The organism is Polaribacter sp. OB-PA-B3 (assembly GCF_054589375.1).
In genome coordinates this window covers 175,373-193,901 of sequence record NZ_BAAIIX010000003.1, presented here as the reverse complement: position 1 = coordinate 193,901, position 18,529 = coordinate 175,373, and the positions used below count along the sequence as shown (strand labels likewise).

The window sequence follows — 18,529 nt, the reverse complement described above, 5'->3', positions numbered from 1 at the left end:
TTTAAAGAATTACTTTTTGTAAACAACACCATTTTTCATCACAAAAACTACATTTTCCATTGTATTGATATTTTTAGTAGGATCTTCATCTACAGCAATTATATCAGCATAAAATCCTTTTTGAATTTGTCCAATTTCATCAGACATCTTTAATAACATCGCATTTGTAATTGTTGCAGATTGTATTGCTTCTATAGCTGGCATACCTGCCTCTACCATAAAACCAAATTCTTTACCATTATTACCATGCTTAAATACACCTGCATCTGTACCAAAAGCAATTCCAACACCTTTTTTATACGCTTTTGCAAAAGTTCCTTGAATCTGTGGACCAACTTTTAATGCTTTCGGAACAACTATTTCTGGATAAAAACCTTCTATTTTAGCTTTCTCTTCTACCTCTTTACCTGCCGTAATTGTTGGCACCAGATAAGCATCGTATTTTTTCATTAACTCCATAGTTCCTTCACTCATATAAGTACCATGTTCTATTGTTTTAACACCTCCTATTATTGCTCTTTTCATACCTTCATCTCCATGGGCGTGAGCAGCTACATGCATACCATAATCTTTAGCCGTTTCACAAATAGCTTTTATCTCTTCTATTGTGAACTGCGGATTATCGCCAGATTTGGCAACACTTAAAACTCCTCCGGTTGCAGTTATTTTAATACAATCAGCACCATTTTTATAACGCTGTCGTACGGCTTTTTTTGCATCATCTACAGAATTTACAACACCTTCTTTTGGCCCAGGATTTCCAATTAGTTTTCTACTACTTCCGTTTGTAGGATCTGCATGACCCCCAGTAGTTGCTAAAGATTTACCTGCTGTAAAAACTCTTGGCCCCATAATTTTACCAGAATTAATAGCATTTTTTATAGAAATATTTACTCCTGTTCCGCCCAAATCTCTTACCGATGTAAAGCCATTTAATAGGGTCGTTTTAGCAAAACCTACAGAATTAAATGCAACATCTGCCTCGTTTAAAATATAATTATTTAGCCTTGTATTTCTATTAAATTCTTGCTCTATATGAACATGAAAATCTATTAAACCAGGTAAAACTACTTTATCTTTTAAATCTATAACATTTGCAGTAGAATTTTTAGGAGCAACATAACCATCTAAAATTTTAGAAACTTTATCTCCTTTTACAACAATTGTTTTTTTAGAAAAAATTACACCAGATTTCGAATCTAATAATTTTCCGCATAAAATATACGTTGTTTGTGCATTAGCGTTTTGTAACATAAAAAGTGCTGTAAAAAGTAAAAGTATTTTCTTCATTAGTAAAAATTTTATCTTTAAATGTATGAAAAAATACCTAATTTGCTGGCTTTAAAATTAAATAATGAAAAACGTAGTTATTACAGGTACAAGTAGAGGAATTGGTTTTGAACTTGCCAAACAATTTGCAGAAAATGGTCATAATGTCTTGGCTTTATCTAGAAACATAAAGCCTTTATCAACATATAATCATAAAAACATTACAGTAATCTCTGTTGATTTATCTAATCCTGATGATTTAAAAAAAGTTTCTGAATTTGTAAACAACAATTGGCAAAGTGTAGATATTTTAGTTAATAATGCTGGTAAACTTATTAATAAACCTTTTACAGAACTTTCTTCTAACGACTTTCTAGATGTTTATAAAGTAAATGTATTTGGGGTAGCAGAAATTACAAAAATTATGATTCCTTTCTTAAAAAAAGGAAGTCATGTAGTTACTGTTAGTTCTATGGGCGGAATTCAAGGAAGCATGAAGTTTGCTGGTTTAGCAGCTTATTCTTCGGCAAAAGGTGCCGTGATAACTTTATCAGAATTATTAGCAGAGGAATATAAAGAACAACAAATTGCTTTTAATGTTTTAGCTTTAGGAGCCGTACAAACAGAAATGTTAGCAGAAGCTTTTCCTGATTACCAAGCACCTCTAACCGCTAAAGAAATGGCAGACTATATGTATAATTTTGCTTTAACAGGAAATAAGTTTTATAACGGTAAAGTTTTACAAGTATCTTCTACAACACCGTAATTAATCTTAATTTTGAATACAGATTATAAAAATTACATACCCAAAAAAGCAATTCCTTTTTTAGAATTTTTAATTAATGAACATAACTTCACTTTAAAAATTGTTAATCAAAGGGCTACAAAACATGGTGATTTTAGAAGTTTACCAAACGGTAAATTTCAAATAACTGTAAATAATAATTTAAATAAGTATCAATTTCTATTGACTTTAGTTCATGAAATTGCACATCATGTTACGCATCAAAAATTTGGAAGAGTTCAAGCACATGGTAAAGAATGGAAAGCCATTTTTCAGCACTTAATGTTGCCTTTTTTGAACCCTAATATTTATCCGAATGAAATTTTACCTCATTTGGCAAACTATTTAAAAAACCCAAAAGCAAGTACAGATTCCGATGTAAATTTATCTTTGGCTTTAAGAGGTAATGCAGCAGAAGTTGGCAAGCATTTTATTTTTAACATACCTTTAAACGGACTTTTTATCTTTAAAAACATTATTTACAAGCGCGGTAATAAAAGAAGAACTCGTTACGAATGTTTAAATATGTCTAATAAAAAAGTTTACTTATTCAATCAAAATGTAGAAGTAGAACTTTATAAAGATTTATAGTCTTAACATAAAAAAAGCTCCTAATTATAGGAGCTTTTTTATTATTTATCTCTTTTTATAAATAAAGTATCTAATTCCATTTCTTTTTGTAGCCAACTTCTTAACTCTCTTTCTTTTGGAGAAATAATACTATCAGGCAATTTTATATTCCACTTAATAGTTGCAACCGGAATCGTATCAATCTTAATAAAATCTTTAGAAGATAAAACACTCGCAAAACCAATTTCTTCGATATCTACATATCTAATTTTGGCATCTTTTGCTATTCTACTAAAAGCAACCACTTTTTGATTTTTATTTAAAGCATCTTGTTCTATTCTGTTATTTAAACTAGAAATGGTTTCCTCTAAATCTGCTATTTGTTTTTGTAAACCCGCAATAATATTTTTGCTTTTTTGCAGTTCTTCTCTTTTCTCTTTGTAGGCTGTTGTAATTAACTCAAAACTCTTTGTATCACTACCTTTTATATTAATTCTAAAGTCTTTTATTCTGTCATAATTAATATTATTTGCTAATTGATTATTCAAAATATTTTCTTCGCCTTCTGTAACTTCGTTAAAGAAACTTAAATTAATCACCTTATCTTCATAACTATAAGAATCATCTATTAATTGAAAGGATTTAATTTTATCAACTTCATTTTTTATAAAATTATTAACCTGAGTTTTAACTTGGTTTTCTTTAAAAACAGTAATAAACGTAAATATTGCAGGTATCATTACAGCAATACCGACAACTGTAGCAATGGTAGAATATCTTTTACGTTTAGCCGCATTTGCGTATTTATGCATTGGAAAACGTAATAATTTTAACACCAAAAATGTTGCCAACGCAATAAAAATAGTATTAATGGTAAATAAATACATTGCACCAAAAAAGTAAGAAAAATTACCTTTAGCTAATCCATAACCCGCTGTACATAAAGGTGGCATTAATGCTGTTGCTATTGCTACACCAAATATTACAGAAGCTATGGTTCCTCTTTTAGTTCTTGCTACCATTAATGCTAATCCACCAAAAAAAGCAATTAAAACATCTCTAATATCTGGACTAACACGTCCTAATAATTCTGAATTATCTTCACTTAAAGGAAAAAAGTAAAAGAATAAAAATGAAGCAAACAAACTTAAACCAATCATGGTTCCTAGGTTCATTAAAGACTTTTTAAAAGTATTAATATCATTTAAAGCAAAAGACATTCCTAAGCCTAAAATTGGCCCCATTAACGGCGATATTAACATGGCTCCAATTACAACTGCTGTTGAGTTTGCATTTAAACCAATTGATGCCACAAATACTGCAAAAAGCAAAATCCAAGCAGTAGCACCTTTAAAAGGTATATCAGCCTTAATAGCCTCTATAGTTGCCTCATGATCTGTGTCATCTCGAAAGTCAAAAAGTTCTATTAAAAACTTTTTTATACTTTCAACTAAACCTTTTGCATCTTTCTGAACGTTTTGTTTAGAGTTTTCTGCTGAATTTGGTGTAGGGTTTTTAAGATCTTCTTCCATTTATATGATTTTATAACTTTGGAAAGATACAAAAAAAGTGTTTTGATTCTTAAAATATATACTACTGTAGATAAATTTTATCCATCTCTAAACTAAAACTTTCTTGTTTCTTATTTCCTATTAAAAACGCAATTTCAGCAATACTGTTAGCAGAAAAATTTCCGATTGATAATTTTCTTCCTCTAAAGGCAGGATACATTTCTGAAAGCTTAATTTTTATAGTTTGCCACTCACCTGAAGTTGTAAAAGGCATTATGTAAGAATGCGCATTATTTAAATTATCTTTTAATCTAAATTGATACTTTTTACCATCTCCCTTTACCTTTAAAACTACCTCTGTGTAACTAAAATTTTTAAAGTTTATATTTTTATTTCTTAATGATGAAAACCCGCCATTATTATCTAAAGAGATTGTTCCGTAAAATTCTCCTTTACCCGCATCATTTAACTTAAAGTTTCCAATAGACTTACCTCCCATTACAACATCGTCTACTATTTTCCAATCATCAATATTTGCAGATTCTTTAAAGTCGAAAATTATTTGGTTTGACAAATTCATAGAGCTAAAATAAATGATTAAAATTATTTTGTTTATCAATTTTGGATAAATAATATTATTAAAATAATAATGAAACTATGTTGAAGTTGTATTAAAAAAAAACTCCACACAAAGTGTGGAGTTTTACTATCAAGTGACCGGGCTGGGGCTCGAACCCAGGACCCTCTCCTTAAAAGGGAGATGCTCTACCAACTGAGCTACCAGGTCATTCTTTTCGCTTAGCGGGTGCAAATATACACCTTAATCTAAATAAAACAAGTTTTTTTTTATTTTATTTCATTTAAATAAACCTGTCTAACTTTCTTTAATAAATTAGAAGAATAAACAAAACTTACAACCGACTCATTTTCAGTAGAAAATATATCTTCACTAGAACCTTCCCAAGCTTTAACTCCTTTATTTAAAAAAATAATTTTTTCTCCGATTTCTATTACAGAATTCATATCATGGGTATTTATTACTGTCGTAATCTTATATTCTTCTGTAATTTCTTGAATTAAATTATCTATTACAATTGCAGTTTGCGGATCTAAACCAGAATTTGGTTCATCACAAAACAAATATTTTGGATTCATAACAATTGCTCTTGCAATTGCCACTCTTTTTTGCATTCCGCCAGATAGTTCTGCAGGTAATTTTTTATTAGAATTCTCTAAATTCACCCTTTTTAAAACAGTATTTACACGCTCTAACATTTCCGATTGAGATTTCTTGGTAAACATTTTTAAGGGGAACATTACATTTTCTTCTACTGTTTGAGAGTCAAACAAAGCACTTCCTTGAAAAACCATACCAATTTCTTGTCTCCACTGCATTTTTTGTTCTTGAGTAAATTCAGTGTTTAATCTTCCGTCAAAAGCAACCGTTCCTTTCTCTGGAATATGCAAACCAATTAAAGACTTTAAAAATACTGTTTTACCAGAACCACTTTGTCCAATAATTAAATTTGTTTTTCCAGGTAAAAAAGTTGTTGTAATGCCTTTTAAAACTTCTGTACCATTAAATCCTTTATGTAAATTCTTTACTTCTATCATGTATTAAGTTAACAGCATTTGAGTTAAAAAATAATTTGCAATAACTATTAAAATGGTTGTCCAAACTACAGCTTGTGTACTTGCTCTACCAACAGCAATCGATCCTCCTTTTACATAATAACCATGATAAGAAGGCACAGTTGCAATTAAAAAAGAGAAAATTACCGTTTTAATTAATGCATATACTATTAAAAAAGGTTTAAAGTCTGTTTGAATACCAGTAATATAATCAGAACCCGCAAACAGTCCAGAGAGTACACCGGCAATCCAACCTCCAAAAATACCAAGTGCCATTGCTAAAGTTATCAAAAAAGGGTAGAAAAAAAGTGCCGCAATAATTTTTGGCAATACTAAAAAATTAAGTGAATTAATTCCCATAACTTCTAAAGCATCTATTTGCTCTGTAACACGCATTGTACCAATACTAGATGTTATGTAAGAGCCTACCTTACCTGCTAAAATAATACAACAAAAAGTAGGTGCAAACTCTAAAATTATAGATCTCTTAGCAGCAAAACCAATTAAAGAGTCTGGTATAAATGGGCTATCTAAATTTAATGCAGTTTGCAATGCAATTACACCACCTATAAAAAAAGAAATAAACATAATAATACCCAAAGATTTAATACCTAAATCTTCAATTTCTTTCATTAATGCTTGGTAAAAAACACGACGTTTCTGCGGTTTTCTAAAAACACGCTTTAACATCATAAAATATTTACCCACATGTTCTAAATACGTCATTTAAACTAATTTTAGGCTAAAGTATTAAAATATGATTAATTGAATGTTAATTATACAACTTCAAAATAAAAAATAATTACTTTTGATGAAATTTATAATATTTTTCAACTAATGAAGAAAGCTATTTTCTACCTATTAACATCAATTATTTTAGTCTCTAGTTGTACTAAAAGTACTACAAAAACATCAGAAAAACCAAAGTTAGTTATTGGTATTGTAATAGATCAAATGAGATATGATTATTTAACGAGATATGCTGACAGGTATTCTGATGGCGGATTTAATAGAATTTTAAAAAATGGGTTCTCTCTTGAAAATGCCCATTTTAATTATATACCAACATATACTGCTGTAGGCCATACATCAATATTTACAGGTACAACACCCAATAACCATGGAATTATTTCTAACAATTGGTATGATAAAAAATTAAAAGAAACAATATATTGTGTAGATGATAACAATTATAATACAGTTGGAAATGATGGTTATGTTGGAAAAAAATCTCCACATAGGTTGTATACAACAACGATAACCGATCAATTACAATTAGCTCAAAATATGCAAGGAAAAACAATTGGTATTTCTATTAAAGATAGATCTGCAATTTTACCAGTTGGCCATACAGCTAACGCTGCATATTGGTACGATGGCGGCGATAAAAATCAATGGATAACAAGTTCTTTTTATATGGATGAATTACCGAATTGGGTAAAAGATTTCAATAAAAATAACAATGCAGATTCTTATTTAAATACTACTTGGGAAACTTTATATGACATTGAAACATATACGCAAAGTAGAACTGATAGTAACATCTACGAAAATAATTTAAATGGAAAAGAAAAACCAGATTTCCCTAAAAATTTAAAAGAACTAAGAAGTAAAAATGGAAATTATAGTTTGATAAAAACAATTCCTGCGGGTAATACTTACACTGTAGACTTTGCAAAAGCAGTTATTAAAGGAGAAAAATTAGGTACTACTAAATTTACAGATTTTTTAAGTGTAAGTTTTTCTTCTACCGATTATGTTGGGCACAGATACGGTGTTGCTGCTGTAGAAACTGAAGATACATATTTAAGACTAGACAAAGATTTAGAAGATTTTTTTAATTTCTTAGATTCTGAAGTTGGAAAAGGAAATTATACATTATTTTTAACAGCAGATCATGCAGCTGTTCATGTTCCTTCTTATCTACAATCCTTAAAAATTCCTGCTCATTATATGAGTACAAAAGATTTTAGTGACTTCTTATTAGGTATTACTCAAAAATATTTTAATTCTAAAGAATTGATTGAAAATGTTTCTAATTATCAAATCTTTTTAGATAAAAATAAAATTGAATCTTTAGGTTTAAATAAAAATGATGTTGCGCAGAGAATTGCTGACGAAGTTGTAAATTTTGATAATATATATAAAGCTGTAACCGCAAGAACACTGCAAACTACTCAGTTTTCTACCGGAATATTAAGCTCTTTACAAAATGGATATAATCAGAAATTTTCTGGAGATGTTTTAATGATTCCTTATCCAGCAACATTAATTAGCAGTAGAAAAGGTACAAGTCATGGTTCTGGTTATTCTTATGATACTCATGTACCAATTATCTTTTATGGCAACGGAATAAATAAAGGAAGATCTACTAAAAAATATGACATTATAGATATTGCACCCACAATTTCTAATTTACTTAAAATCGAAGCTCCAAACGGAACTTCTGGAAAAATTATAGACGAAGTTCTAAAAAAATAATTATCTCTTAAAAACTGAATTATTTTGGTGTTTTTTTATTGCTTTTTTAGAGAGAACAACTCCTATGATAAGTGATATAAAAGCACCAATTGAAATTCCTGGAATAAAGTTTATAAATAGAAAAAAATCATAAGCACCATGAAATAATGTTGCTAATAATAAACCTATTAAATTCAATTGAACTCTATTCTTAGAAAATTTAGCTTTTCCCATAAAATATCCCATCAAAATACCAAAAGTTGCGTGTGCAGGAACAGCCGTAAAAGCTCTTATTAAACCTGTACCAGCACCATATTGAAAAGTATAAATTACATTTTCTAAAGCAGCAAACCCCATAGAAACCATTACTGCATAAACAATACCATCAAAAGGTTCATTAAATTCTTTATGTTTCTGTGCGTAAAATCTAACGATTAAATATTTAGAAAACTCTTCTACCAAAGCAACTACTATAAAAGCTTTTAAAAACTGATGAAATATATCTTTAGAATTTAATGCAGGAAATAATAAAGTAGCAGTATAACCAATAGCAAATGTTAGAATTACACTTATAGTTGCACCCAATACAAATGATTTTGCTAAAATTGCTACTGGTTCTTTTTCATATTTATCTTTAAAATAAATATATAATATTATGATTGTTACGGGCGCAATAGCCAAGAGTAGTAAATTCATGTTTCCATAGCAATTTTAGACTTGAGCTTAATTTTGTGGCAAGAACACTTCTGCCATCATACAACGTGCACTACCACCACCACATGTTTCTATCGTTTCTAAAGAACTAGAAATAATTTTGCAATGATTATTTATTTTAGCTATTTGGCTTTGAGTTAAAGAATCGTGAGCAGTTTTGCTCATTACAAGAAATAGCTCATCGTTAGCACCTCTAACTTGTAACATGTTTCCCGCAAAATTATGCATCTGTGCTTCGGTAATTTCAATTACCTGTTTACCATCTTCCTTTAGATGTTTTAAAACATTTTTCTTTTCTGACTTATTATCTATAGTTTCAAGACAGATTACAGCAAAAGTTTCTGCCACACACATCATAACATTTGTGTGGTAAATAGCTGCTCTCTCTCCTTTTACAGTCTGATTAGCAACAAAAACTACAGGTGTATATTCAAAATCTTCACAAAACTCTATAAATAAATCTTCGTCTGCTCTAGCTGAAAGAGCACAATATGCTTTTCGATTTACTCTATCTAAAATGATACTTCCTGTACCTTCTAAAAATAAATCTTCTTCTTCTGCAGAAGTATAATCAACAATATTTTCGATTAAAAAACCATTTTTTTCTAGTTCATTTAAAATATCATCTCTTCTTTCTAAACGTCTGTTTTCTGCAAACATTGGATACAGCCCAACGGTTCCATCAGAATGAAAAGAAATCCAGTTATTAGGAAAAATTGAATCTGGAGTGTCAAATTTATCAGTATCAGAAACTACTACAACATTAACTCCAAAACTTTTTAATTTAAAAACATAGGCATCAAATTCTTGTTGAGCTTTTTTATTTATTTCAGCATTTTTTAAATCAATGTCTTCCTGAAAATAGTTGTTTACGGCGGTTTGTTCATTCATCCTAAAATTTATAGGACGAATCATTAATATGGTATTTGTAGTTTGTTGCATAAATTTTAAATAAAGTACAAATATAAACACATATTATTATAGAATACGTATTAAATTTAAAAACCGTTTTCTTTTTTTGAAAACGGTTTTTAATAAATTTATTGTAATCTTTATTCTCTTATTAATGGCATTGTAGAACACCTTAGTAAGCCTTCTTGTTTTGCAATTTCTGAGTAAGCAACTTCTTCAACTATAAAACCTTTACTTCTAAGCCATGTATTTAAGCGAGTAAAGTTTTTTTCTGAAATAATAACATCTTCCGAAATCGAAAAAATATTACTATTCATGTTATACATTTCTTCCTTATCAATTTCGAATATATTTTCTTTTCCGAAGAAATCTACCAACCATTGATATTCTTTTTCAACTAAAAATCCGTTTTTATGAAGTATAGCTTTGTCTTTACCTATTGGTTGAAAGCAACAATCTAAATGCAACGCATTCTCTTTAGGATTTACATTATCTTTTCTTAATTCAAAAGATTTTACTGTTTTTTCTGGAAACAATTCTTGCAACGCAATTACAGCATCTGTATTAGTTCTTGCAGTAATAAAATCTGGGTAATCTTCTCCTGAGTAAGTTCCCACAAAAATATAATCATTCCAAGGCATTACATCACCACCTTCTACATGACATTCTTCTGGTAATTTTATAATATCATTGGCATCAATTTGAGTTAATACATGATTAATCGCCTCAATTTCTTGGTCTCTATCTGGTAAAATATTTGCTTTTACCAATTTATCTTCTATCACAAATGCTATGTCTCTAGCAAAAATTTGATTATAATCTTCAATAACTTTTGGTCTAAAAACTTTTACATGATATTTTTCTAAAATAGTTGCAACTGCATCTATTTCGGCAACCATATCTACTTCTTTTGGGTAAGTGCCCGCAAGAACATGTTGTTTACTTTTAGGGTCGTAACAATCTTCTACCTTAGGTGTAGGACCAACACTATTTGCTATTCCTAATACAACAGCTTTAAGTTTAGCTGTTTCATTTTTGATATTTAATTTTAACATATAAAAAATGTAAAAAAAAAGCCTCATATAATTATGAAGCTTTTTATTGTTAGTGTTTTTATTATCTATTTTCTATAGATGTAAAAGCTCTTAAGTTTTCACCAGTATAGATTTGACGTGGTCTACCTATTGGCTCTTTATTTAAGCGCATTTCTTTCCATTGTGCAATCCATCCTGGTAATCTACCTAATGCAAACATTACTGTAAACATTTCTACTGGTATACCCATTGCTCTGTATATAATACCTGAATAGAAATCTACGTTAGGATATAATTTTCTATCTACAAAGTAAGGATCGTTAAGTGCTTCTTGTTCTAATCCTCTAGCAATATCTAAAATAGGATCTTCTATACCTAAATCTTTTAAAACTTCATCAGCTGCTTTTTTAATAATTGTTGCTCGAGGATCAAAGTTTTTATAAACTCTGTGACCAAATCCCATTAAACGGAAAGGATCATTTTTATCCTTTGCTTTAGCCATATATTTCTTAGTATCTCCTCCATCTTCTTTAATAGCTTCTAACATTTCTAAAACAGCTTGATTAGCACCACCATGTAATGGTCCCCAAAGTGCAGAAATTCCTGCAGATAAAGAAGCAAATAAACCTGCATGAGAAGAACCAACTATTCTTACTGTAGACGTAGAACAATTTTGCTCGTGATCTGCATGTAAAATTAATAATTTATCGATTGCATCTTTAATTATAGGATTGATTACGTATTCTTCATTTGGCTCTTCAAACATCATTTTCATAATGTTTTCTACATATCCTAAAGATTTAGAACCATAATTTAAAGGCAAACCTGTTTTCTTACGCATTGTCCAAGCAACTAATACCGGAAATTTTCCTAATATTTTTACAATTGCATTGTACATTTCTTCTTCTGAATTTACATTTACTGAAGAAGGATTAAAAGCAGTTAAAGCACTTGTTAATGAAGATAATATTCCCATCGGATGCGCAGTCTTAGGAAAAGCATCTAAAATTTTCTTAACATCATCATCTACAACTGATTTTGATTTAATATCTGCATGAAATTTATCTAATTGCTCTTTTGTTGGTAATTCTCCAAAAATTAAAGCGTATGCAACTTCTAAAAAGTCTGCTTTTTCTGCTAAATCTTCAATAGAATAACCTCTATATCTTAAAATTCCTTTTTCACCATCTAAAAAAGTAATAGCACTTTCACAAGAACCTGTATTCTTATATCCAGGATCTATTGTAATAACCCCATTGGTAGCTCCACGCAAAGATTTAATATCTATTGCTACTTCATTTTCTGTTCCTTTTACAAGAGGAAATTCATAAGAATCTTCTCCAATTTGTAATTTAGCTATATCTGACATTTATAATGATTTTATTGTGTTTTTCTCAATTCCACGAAGATACCATATTTTATAGATAATTTATATTACTTTTTTATAGTTTTTCAATATTTTAAAATAATATTAACTTATGATTATAAAATAAAAAAACCTCGCATTAAATGCGAGGTTTTTTTATTTTAAAAAGGCTTTAAATTAAATTTTAAAAGCTTTTTCTTTAGGGAAATATGCTACTTCTCCTAATTCTTCTTCAATTCTTAATAATTGATTGTATTTCGCCATTCTATCAGAACGAGAAGCAGAACCCGTTTTTATTTGTCCACAGTTTAAAGCAACTGCTAAATCTGCAATTGTATTGTCCTCAGTTTCACCAGACCTATGAGACATTACAGATGTAAAACCAGCATTTTTAGCCATATTTACCGCTGCAATTGTTTCTGTTAAAGTACCAATTTGATTTACTTTAATTAAAATTGAATTTGCAATACCATTTTCAATTCCTCTAGATAAACGCTCTACATTAGTTACAAATAAATCATCACCAACTAACTGTACTTTATCTCCAATCTTATCAGTTAAGTATTTCCAACCTTCCCAATCATTTTCATCCATACCATCTTCGATAGAAATAATAGGATATTTAGCTGCCAATTCCGCTAAATAATCTGCCTGTTCTTGGCTAGATCTAATCTTTCCTGTTTCACCTTCAAATTTAGAATAATCGTATTTTCCATCCACATAAAATTCTGCTGCAGCACAATCTAAAGCAACCATAATTTCGTCTCCGAAAGAATATCCTGCATTTTTAACTGCTAACGCAATAGTATCTAAAGCATCTTCTGTACCATCTAAAGTTGGTGCAAAACCTCCTTCATCACCTACAGCAGTAGATAAATTTCTGTCATGTAAAACTTTCTTTAAATTATGAAAAATCTCTGAACCCATTTGCATAGCCTGAGAAAAAGTTTCTGCCTTTACTGGCATCACCATAAATTCTTGAAAAGCAATAGGTGCGTCAGAATGAGAACCACCATTAATTATATTCATCATAGGTACTGGTAATGTGTTTGCAGAAACACCACCAACATATCTATATAAAGGCATTCCTAACTCATTTGCAGCTGCTTTAGCAGCTGCTAAAGAAACTCCTAAGATTGCGTTTGCACCTAATTTAGACTTGTTTGCTGTACCATCCAAATCTATCATCAATTTATCAATACTATTTTGTTCAAATACAGAAACTCCTAAAAGCTCTGCTGCAATAATATTATTTACATTATCAACAGCTTTTAAAACACCTTTACCTATGTAAGCATCTCCACCATCTCGTAATTCTACTGCTTCATGTTCTCCTGTAGATGCTCCAGATGGAACTGCTGCTCTACCTAAAATTCCATTTTCTGTAGTTACATCTACTTCAACTGTTGGATTTCCTCTTGAATCAAAAATCTGACGTGCGTGAACGCTAATAATAATACTCATTGTATATTTTATTTAATTAATTTACTATTCTATATTGCTAATTTACAAAATATGATACTCATTTATTTGAGTTTGAACGTATTCTTACGAAAACGATTTCAATATTTTTTGATTAACAATTAACTTTAAGAATGGCTTTTTATCGTTTCTATAAACTGATCGAATAAATATTCTGAATCATTTGGTCCAGGACTAGCTTCTGGATGATATTGCACAGAAAATACAGGCTTATTTTTCATTTTGATACCTGCAACTGTATGATCATTTAAATGAATATGTGTAATTTCTATATCATTGTTACTTTCTGTCTCTTCTTTATTGATTGCAAAACCATGATTTTGAGAGGTTATTTCTCCTTTACCTGTTGCAATATTTTTAACAGGATGATTAATTCCTCTATGCCCATTATGCATTTTATAAGTAGAAATACCATTAGCTAATGCAATTACTTGATGACCTAAACAAATTCCGAATAAAGGTAAATCTCGTTTTATAATTTCTTTAGCAACTTCTTGTGCATCTATCAAAGGCTCTGGATCACCTGGACCATTAGAGATAAAATATCCATCAGGATTAAAAGCTTCTAATTCCGAGAACTTAGAATTGTAAGGAAATACTTTAATATAAGCTCCTCTTTTAGCTAAATTTCTTAGAATATTTTTCTTAATACCAATATCTAATGCAGATATTTTGATTGCAGCATTTTCATCACCTACAAAATATGGTTCTTGGGTAGAAACTTTAGAAGCTAACTCTAAACCTTCCATACTTGGTACTGATGCAAGTTGTTTTTTAAGTTCGTCGATATTATCTGTTTCTGTAGATATGATTGCGTTCATAGCACCATTGTCTCTAATATAAGCAACTAAAGCTCTAGTATCAACATCAGAAATTGCAACAATATTATGCTTTTCGAACCAATCTTTTAAATTACCATTAGAATCTACTCTAGAATGAGTAAAACTAAAATTCCTACATATTAAACCAGATATTTTAATTCCATCAGACTCAACTTCATCATCATTTACTCCATAATTACCAATATGAGCATTTGCAGTAACCATTATTTGACCAAAATAAGATGGATCTGTAAAGATTTCTTGATAACCTGTCATACCTGTATTAAAACAAATTTCTCCTGTTGATGTTCCTTCTATACCTACAGATTTCCCATAAAAGATAGTTCCATCAGCTAATAAAACTAGTGCCTTTTTTCTTGTTTGATATTTCATTAATATATAATTGTGTTTGTTGTTGGTGTAAAAATATAAAAAAAGGGATAAACGTAAACGTTTATCCCTTTTATATAATTTAAAAAATTTTCATTTTTTATTCTTCAGATTTTGCTTCTGTTGCAGTACCTTCTACTTGAGCAGACTCAGATTTTTTTCCTCTTCCTCTTCTTGTAGATTTTTTTGCTTTTTTACCATTAGGGTTATAGATTTCATTGTAATCTACAAACTCTACCATTGCCATAGGAGCATTATCTCCTTGACGGTTTCCTAACTTGATAATACGAAGGTAACCACCTGGTCTATCTCCTACTTTTACAGAAATTTCTTTAAATAATTCTGTAACAGCAAATTTATCACGTAAATAAGAAAAAACAATACGTCTATTATGAGTAGTATCAGTCTTAGACTTTGTTACTAATGGTTCAACAAAAACTCTTAAAGCTTTTGCTTTAGCCACTGTTGTATTAATACGCTTGTGCTCTATTAAAGAACAAGTCATATTAGCTAACATCGCTTTTCTGTGCGAAGTTGTTCTTCCTAAATGATTGTGTTTTTTTCCGTGTCTCATGACCTTGTTTTATTATTCATCTTGCATCAACTCTCTTTGAGGAGCAAAATATGAAAATTAATCTCTATCTAATTTGTATTTGCTTAAATCCATACCGAAACTTAAACCTTTAACAATTACTAATTCTTCTAGCTCTGTTAAAGACTTTTTACCAAAGTTTCTAAACTTCATTAAATCACTTTTGTTAAAAGAAACTAAATCACCTAATGTATCAACTTCTGCAGCTTTTAAACAATTTAATGCTCTTACTGATAAGTCCATATCAATTAATCTAGTTTTTAATAACTGACGCATATGTAATGATTCTTCATCATATGTTTCTGTCTGTGCAATTTCATCTGCCTCTAAAGTGATACGCTCATCAGAGAATAACATAAAGTGGTGAATTAAAATCTTAGCAGCTTCTGTTAAAGCGTCTTTAGGATTAATAGATCCATCAGTATCGATATCGAATACTAGTTTTTCATAATCCGTTTTTTGTTCTACACGGTAATTTTCGATTGCGTACTTTACATTCTTAATTGGTGTGTAAATAGAATCTGTAAAAATTGTTCCTATTGGTGCAGAAGCTTTTTTATTTTCTTCAGCAGGTACAAATCCTCTACCTTTTTCTATTGTTATTTCTGCATTTAATTTAACAGACTTATCCATGTTACAAATAACTAAATCTGGATTCAAAACTTGAAAACCTGAAATAAATTTCTGTAAATCTCCTGCAGTAAACTGCTCTTGACCAGAAATAGATACAGATACAGTTTCTCTATCTGTTTCGTCTATTTGTTTCTTAAAACGTACTTGCTTTAAGTTTAAGATAATTTCTGTTACATCTTCTACAACACCAGATACAGTAGAAAATTCATGCTCTACACCATCAACTCTTAAAGATGTGATTGCAAAACCTTCTAAAGAAGATAAAAGTACTCTTCTTAATGCGTTTCCTATTGTTAAACCAAAACCTGGTTCTAAAGGTCTAAATTCAAATCTTCCAGAAAAATCTGTAGATTCTATCATTATAACCTTATCTGGTTTTTGAAAATTTAAAATTGCCATTTTTTTCTTCGTTTTAATTGTTATTTAGTTGCGCGAAATATAAGTGTGAAGAAATACTTACAAATCCTTTGGCTAAATACCAATATGATTAATTTATTACTTAGAATATAATTCTACGATTAACTGCTCTTTAATGTTTTCTGGAATTTGTAATCTTGCTGGTACTTTAACAAAAGTTCCTTCTTTTTTATCAGAATTCCAAGTTAACCATTCGTAAACATTATTGTTAGAAGCTAAAGCATCCTCAATCGCTTGTAAAGATTTAGACTTTTCTCTAACTGCAACTACGTCTCCTTCTTTTAACCTATAAGATGGTACGTTTACTAATTCACCATTAACAGTAATATGTCTATGAGAAACTAATTGACGTGCACCACTTCTTGATTTAGAAACACCCATTCTGTAAACAACATTATCTAAACGAGATTCACATAATTGTAATAAAATCTCACCAGTAATACCTTGTGAAGCAGAAGCGTCTTTAAACAAGTTTCTGAATTGACGCTCTAAAATACCGTAAGTATATTTAGCTTTTTGCTTCTCCATTAATTGAGTAGCATATTCAGACTTTTTTCCTCTTCTTCTTGCATTACCATGCTGTCCTGGAGGGTAATTTCTTTTTTCGAAGTTTTTATCTTCTCCAAAAATAGCTTCACCAAATTTACGAGCTATTTTTGTTTTTGGTCCTGTATATCTTGCCATTTCGTTTTTGTTATAGATAGGGATTATGAATTAAGGCTTACTCCTTCGATAATCTATTTCCTATCAAGTTAAAATATTTAATTATACTCTTCTTCTCTTAGGAGGACGACAACCATTGTGAGGAATTGGAGTAACATCAATAATTTCTGTTACTTCGATACCTGCATTGTGAATTGATCTAATAGCAGATTCTCTACCATTACCTGGTCCTTTTACATAAACTTTTACTTTACGTAAACCTGCTTCCTTTGCAACGTTTGCACAATCTTCTGCTGCTAACTGAGCTGCATATGGAGTATTCTTTTTAGAACCTCTAAAACCCATTTTACCTGCAGATGACCATGAAATTACATCTCCTTTTTTATTTGTTAAAGAAATAATGATGTTGTTAAAAGATGCAGTTACATGCGCTTCTCCTATTGCTTCAATTATTACTTTACGTTTTTTTGAACTTGCTTTTGCCATAATTATTTAGTTTTAGTAACCTAGTTTTCTATTAATAATTGTTAATACCAATTTATAGATCTTATGTTACTTGTCTAACTTACTTTTTCTTGTTAGCTACAGTTTTTCTCTTACCTTTTCTTGTACGAGAATTGTTTTTAGTTCTTTGTCCTCTTAAAGGAAGACCAAGTCTATGACGAATTCCTCTCTGACATCCAATATCCATCAAACGCTTGATGTTTATCTGAACTTCAGATCTTAATTCTCCTTCAATTGTGAAAGTTCCTACTTGTTCTCTAATTGCAGCGATTTGATCATCAGTCCAATCTTGAACTTTAATACTCTCGTCTACCTTAGCTTCTGCTAAAACTTTTTTAGCTCTGCTGCTTCCAATACCAAAGATGTAAGTTAAAGCAATAACCCCTCTTTTATTCTTTGGAATATCAATACCTGCTATTCTTGCCATTACCCTTGTCTTTGTTTAAATCTAGGATTTTGTTTATTAATTACGTATAATCTACCTTTTCTGCGTACTATTTTGCAGTCGGCACTTCTTTTTTTAACTGATGCTCTAACTTTCATCTGTTTAGTTTTTTTTTAGTATCTGTAAGTAATTCTTGCTTTTGATAAATCATACGGACTCATCTCTAACTTCACCTTATCACCAGGTAAAAGTTTAATATAATGCATACGCATTTTACCAGAAATGTGAGCCGTTACAATATGTCCGTTTTCTAATTCTACACGAAACATAGCATTAGATAATGCTTCTGTAATTGTTCCGTCTTGTTGAATTGCTGATTGTTTAGCCATA

General features: G+C 30.0%; 21 protein-coding genes and 1 tRNA gene. 3 read left to right on the top strand and 19 right to left on the bottom strand.

Annotation, left to right across the window (positions count from 1 at the left end; all coding sequences use genetic code 11):
- Positions 1 to 9 precede the first annotated feature (9 nt).
- Positions 10 to 1,290, bottom strand: coding sequence for a metal-dependent hydrolase family protein (locus ACYPV9_RS08030; RefSeq protein ID WP_459742865.1), 1,281 nt, complete (start codon positions 1,288 to 1,290; stop codon positions 10 to 12).
- A 64-nt stretch (positions 1,291 to 1,354) separates the two neighbouring features.
- Here ACYPV9_RS08030 and ACYPV9_RS08025 point away from each other — a divergent pair, with 64 nt between their 5' ends.
- Positions 1,355 to 2,035 (top strand): SDR family NAD(P)-dependent oxidoreductase, encoded by a 681-nt coding sequence (locus tag ACYPV9_RS08025; RefSeq protein ID WP_459742863.1) that lies wholly within the window; start codon positions 1,355 to 1,357, stop codon positions 2,033 to 2,035.
- Positions 2,036 to 2,047: 12 nt separating this feature from the next.
- Positions 2,048 to 2,644, top strand: coding sequence for a SprT-like domain-containing protein (locus tag ACYPV9_RS08020; RefSeq protein ID WP_459742861.1), 597 nt, complete (start codon positions 2,048 to 2,050; stop codon positions 2,642 to 2,644).
- Positions 2,645 to 2,685: 41 nt separating this feature from the next.
- Here the strand turns inward: ACYPV9_RS08020 and ACYPV9_RS08015 are convergent, their stop codons facing one another.
- The 5 genes from ACYPV9_RS08015 to ACYPV9_RS07995 form a co-directional block, all read right to left on the bottom strand.
- On the bottom strand, positions 2,686 to 4,155 hold the full coding sequence (locus ACYPV9_RS08015; RefSeq protein ID WP_459742859.1) for a DUF389 domain-containing protein: 1,470 nt from the start codon (positions 4,153 to 4,155) through the stop codon (positions 2,686 to 2,688).
- Positions 4,156 to 4,216: 61 nt separating this feature from the next.
- Complete coding sequence (locus ACYPV9_RS08010; protein WP_459742858.1) at positions 4,217 to 4,714, bottom strand: CIA30 family protein; 498 nt, start codon at positions 4,712 to 4,714, stop codon at positions 4,217 to 4,219.
- Between the two features lie 134 nt (positions 4,715 to 4,848).
- Positions 4,849 to 4,921: transfer RNA gene (locus ACYPV9_RS08005), tRNA-Lys, on the bottom strand.
- A gap of 59 nt (positions 4,922 to 4,980) precedes the next feature.
- On the bottom strand, positions 4,981 to 5,748 hold the full coding sequence (locus ACYPV9_RS08000) for an ABC transporter ATP-binding protein (protein ID WP_299064895.1): 768 nt from the start codon (positions 5,746 to 5,748) through the stop codon (positions 4,981 to 4,983).
- Between the two features lie 3 nt (positions 5,749 to 5,751).
- Complete coding sequence (locus ACYPV9_RS07995) at positions 5,752 to 6,492, bottom strand: MlaE family ABC transporter permease (RefSeq protein ID WP_299064894.1); 741 nt, start codon at positions 6,490 to 6,492, stop codon at positions 5,752 to 5,754.
- A gap of 111 nt (positions 6,493 to 6,603) precedes the next feature.
- Between ACYPV9_RS07995 and pafA the strand changes: the two genes are divergently transcribed.
- Positions 6,604 to 8,247: an alkaline phosphatase PafA gene (gene pafA, locus ACYPV9_RS07990; protein ID WP_459742855.1), complete on the top strand. Its 1,644-nt coding sequence runs from the start codon at positions 6,604 to 6,606 to the stop codon at positions 8,245 to 8,247.
- On the opposite strand, the gene ACYPV9_RS07985 is transcribed toward pafA, so the two are convergent.
- The 13 genes from ACYPV9_RS07985 to infA all read right to left on the bottom strand — a co-directional run bounded on the left by ACYPV9_RS07985 (position 8,248) and on the right by infA (position 18,528).
- A complete protein-coding gene (locus tag ACYPV9_RS07985) occupies positions 8,248 to 8,922 on the bottom strand; it encodes a PrsW family intramembrane metalloprotease (RefSeq protein ID WP_459742853.1) in 675 nt (224 codons plus the stop codon).
- Positions 8,923 to 8,949: 27 nt separating this feature from the next.
- Complete coding sequence (gene ctlX, locus ACYPV9_RS07980) at positions 8,950 to 9,882, bottom strand: citrulline utilization hydrolase CtlX (RefSeq protein ID WP_459742851.1); 933 nt, start codon at positions 9,880 to 9,882, stop codon at positions 8,950 to 8,952.
- 110 nt (positions 9,883 to 9,992) lie between these two features.
- Positions 9,993 to 10,907 carry a dimethylarginine dimethylaminohydrolase family protein gene (locus tag ACYPV9_RS07975; protein WP_459742849.1) on the bottom strand — a complete coding sequence of 305 codons (915 nt, stop codon included), beginning with the start codon at positions 10,905 to 10,907 and terminating at the stop codon, positions 9,993 to 9,995.
- Between the two features lie 61 nt (positions 10,908 to 10,968).
- Positions 10,969 to 12,255, bottom strand: coding sequence for a citrate synthase (locus tag ACYPV9_RS07970; RefSeq protein WP_299064889.1), 1,287 nt, complete (start codon positions 12,253 to 12,255; stop codon positions 10,969 to 10,971).
- Positions 12,256 to 12,429: 174 nt separating this feature from the next.
- On the bottom strand, positions 12,430 to 13,716 hold the full coding sequence (eno, locus tag ACYPV9_RS07965; protein ID WP_459742846.1) for a phosphopyruvate hydratase: 1,287 nt from the start codon (positions 13,714 to 13,716) through the stop codon (positions 12,430 to 12,432).
- A gap of 125 nt (positions 13,717 to 13,841) precedes the next feature.
- Positions 13,842 to 14,948: a glutamine-hydrolyzing carbamoyl-phosphate synthase small subunit gene (gene carA / locus ACYPV9_RS07960; RefSeq protein ID WP_459742844.1), complete on the bottom strand. Its 1,107-nt coding sequence runs from the start codon at positions 14,946 to 14,948 to the stop codon at positions 13,842 to 13,844.
- Positions 14,949 to 15,045: 97 nt separating this feature from the next.
- Positions 15,046 to 15,519 carry a 50S ribosomal protein L17 gene (gene rplQ, locus ACYPV9_RS07955; RefSeq protein WP_077809815.1) on the bottom strand — a complete coding sequence of 158 codons (474 nt, stop codon included), beginning with the start codon at positions 15,517 to 15,519 and terminating at the stop codon, positions 15,046 to 15,048.
- A 57-nt stretch (positions 15,520 to 15,576) separates the two neighbouring features.
- Positions 15,577 to 16,569, bottom strand: a complete 993-nt coding sequence (locus tag ACYPV9_RS07950; RefSeq protein ID WP_077809816.1) for a DNA-directed RNA polymerase subunit alpha — start codon at positions 16,567 to 16,569, stop codon at positions 15,577 to 15,579.
- 96 nt (positions 16,570 to 16,665) lie between these two features.
- Positions 16,666 to 17,271: a 30S ribosomal protein S4 gene (gene rpsD / locus ACYPV9_RS07945; RefSeq protein ID WP_459742841.1), complete on the bottom strand. Its 606-nt coding sequence runs from the start codon at positions 17,269 to 17,271 to the stop codon at positions 16,666 to 16,668.
- Positions 17,272 to 17,352: 81 nt separating this feature from the next.
- Positions 17,353 to 17,736 (bottom strand): 30S ribosomal protein S11, encoded by a 384-nt coding sequence (gene rpsK, locus ACYPV9_RS07940; RefSeq protein ID WP_077809818.1) that lies wholly within the window; start codon positions 17,734 to 17,736, stop codon positions 17,353 to 17,355.
- A gap of 79 nt (positions 17,737 to 17,815) precedes the next feature.
- On the bottom strand, positions 17,816 to 18,181 hold the full coding sequence (rpsM, locus tag ACYPV9_RS07935) for a 30S ribosomal protein S13 (protein WP_299064886.1): 366 nt from the start codon (positions 18,179 to 18,181) through the stop codon (positions 17,816 to 17,818).
- The gene (gene ykgO, locus ACYPV9_RS07930; RefSeq protein WP_004568720.1) at positions 18,181 to 18,297 is read right to left on the bottom strand and encodes a type B 50S ribosomal protein L36; all 117 of its coding nucleotides are present in this window, start codon (positions 18,295 to 18,297) and stop codon (positions 18,181 to 18,183) included. Before ykgO ends, rpsM begins: the two co-directional genes overlap by 1 nt.
- Before the next feature lie 15 nt (positions 18,298 to 18,312).
- Positions 18,313 to 18,528: a translation initiation factor IF-1 gene (gene infA / locus ACYPV9_RS07925; protein ID WP_004568721.1), complete on the bottom strand. Its 216-nt coding sequence runs from the start codon at positions 18,526 to 18,528 to the stop codon at positions 18,313 to 18,315.
- Position 18,529: the final 1 nt, after the last annotated feature.

Coding starts and splice junctions, on each gene's coding strand:
- ACYPV9_RS08030 (WP_459742865.1), bottom strand. CDS start 1,290: ATGAAGAAAATACTTTTACTTTTTACAGCACTTTTTATGTTACAAAAC.
- ACYPV9_RS08025 (WP_459742863.1), top strand. CDS start 1,355: ATGAAAAACGTAGTTATTACAGGTACAAGTAGAGGAATTGGTTTTGAA.
- ACYPV9_RS08015 (WP_459742859.1), bottom strand. CDS start 4,155: ATGGAAGAAGATCTTAAAAACCCTACACCAAATTCAGCAGAAAACTCT.
- ACYPV9_RS08010 (WP_459742858.1), bottom strand. CDS start 4,714: ATGAATTTGTCAAACCAAATAATTTTCGACTTTAAAGAATCTGCAAAT.
- ACYPV9_RS08000 (WP_299064895.1), bottom strand. CDS start 5,748: ATGATAGAAGTAAAGAATTTACATAAAGGATTTAATGGTACAGAAGTT.
- ACYPV9_RS07995 (WP_299064894.1), bottom strand. CDS start 6,492: ATGACGTATTTAGAACATGTGGGTAAATATTTTATGATGTTAAAGCGT.
- pafA (WP_459742855.1), top strand. CDS start 6,604: ATGAAGAAAGCTATTTTCTACCTATTAACATCAATTATTTTAGTCTCT.
- ACYPV9_RS07985 (WP_459742853.1), bottom strand. CDS start 8,922: ATGAATTTACTACTCTTGGCTATTGCGCCCGTAACAATCATAATATTA.
- ctlX (WP_459742851.1), bottom strand. CDS start 9,882: ATGCAACAAACTACAAATACCATATTAATGATTCGTCCTATAAATTTT.
- ACYPV9_RS07975 (WP_459742849.1), bottom strand. CDS start 10,907: ATGTTAAAATTAAATATCAAAAATGAAACAGCTAAACTTAAAGCTGTT.
- ACYPV9_RS07970 (WP_299064889.1), bottom strand. CDS start 12,255: ATGTCAGATATAGCTAAATTACAAATTGGAGAAGATTCTTATGAATTT.
- eno (WP_459742846.1), bottom strand. CDS start 13,716: ATGAGTATTATTATTAGCGTTCACGCACGTCAGATTTTTGATTCAAGA.
- carA (WP_459742844.1), bottom strand. CDS start 14,948: ATGAAATATCAAACAAGAAAAAAGGCACTAGTTTTATTAGCTGATGGA.
- rplQ (WP_077809815.1), bottom strand. CDS start 15,519: ATGAGACACGGAAAAAAACACAATCATTTAGGAAGAACAACTTCGCAC.
- ACYPV9_RS07950 (WP_077809816.1), bottom strand. CDS start 16,569: ATGGCAATTTTAAATTTTCAAAAACCAGATAAGGTTATAATGATAGAA.
- rpsD (WP_459742841.1), bottom strand. CDS start 17,271: ATGGCAAGATATACAGGACCAAAAACAAAAATAGCTCGTAAATTTGGT.
- rpsK (WP_077809818.1), bottom strand. CDS start 17,736: ATGGCAAAAGCAAGTTCAAAAAAACGTAAAGTAATAATTGAAGCAATA.
- rpsM (WP_299064886.1), bottom strand. CDS start 18,181: ATGGCAAGAATAGCAGGTATTGATATTCCAAAGAATAAAAGAGGGGTT.
- ykgO (WP_004568720.1), bottom strand. CDS start 18,297: ATGAAAGTTAGAGCATCAGTTAAAAAAAGAAGTGCCGACTGCAAAATA.
- infA (WP_004568721.1), bottom strand. CDS start 18,528: ATGGCTAAACAATCAGCAATTCAACAAGACGGAACAATTACAGAAGCA.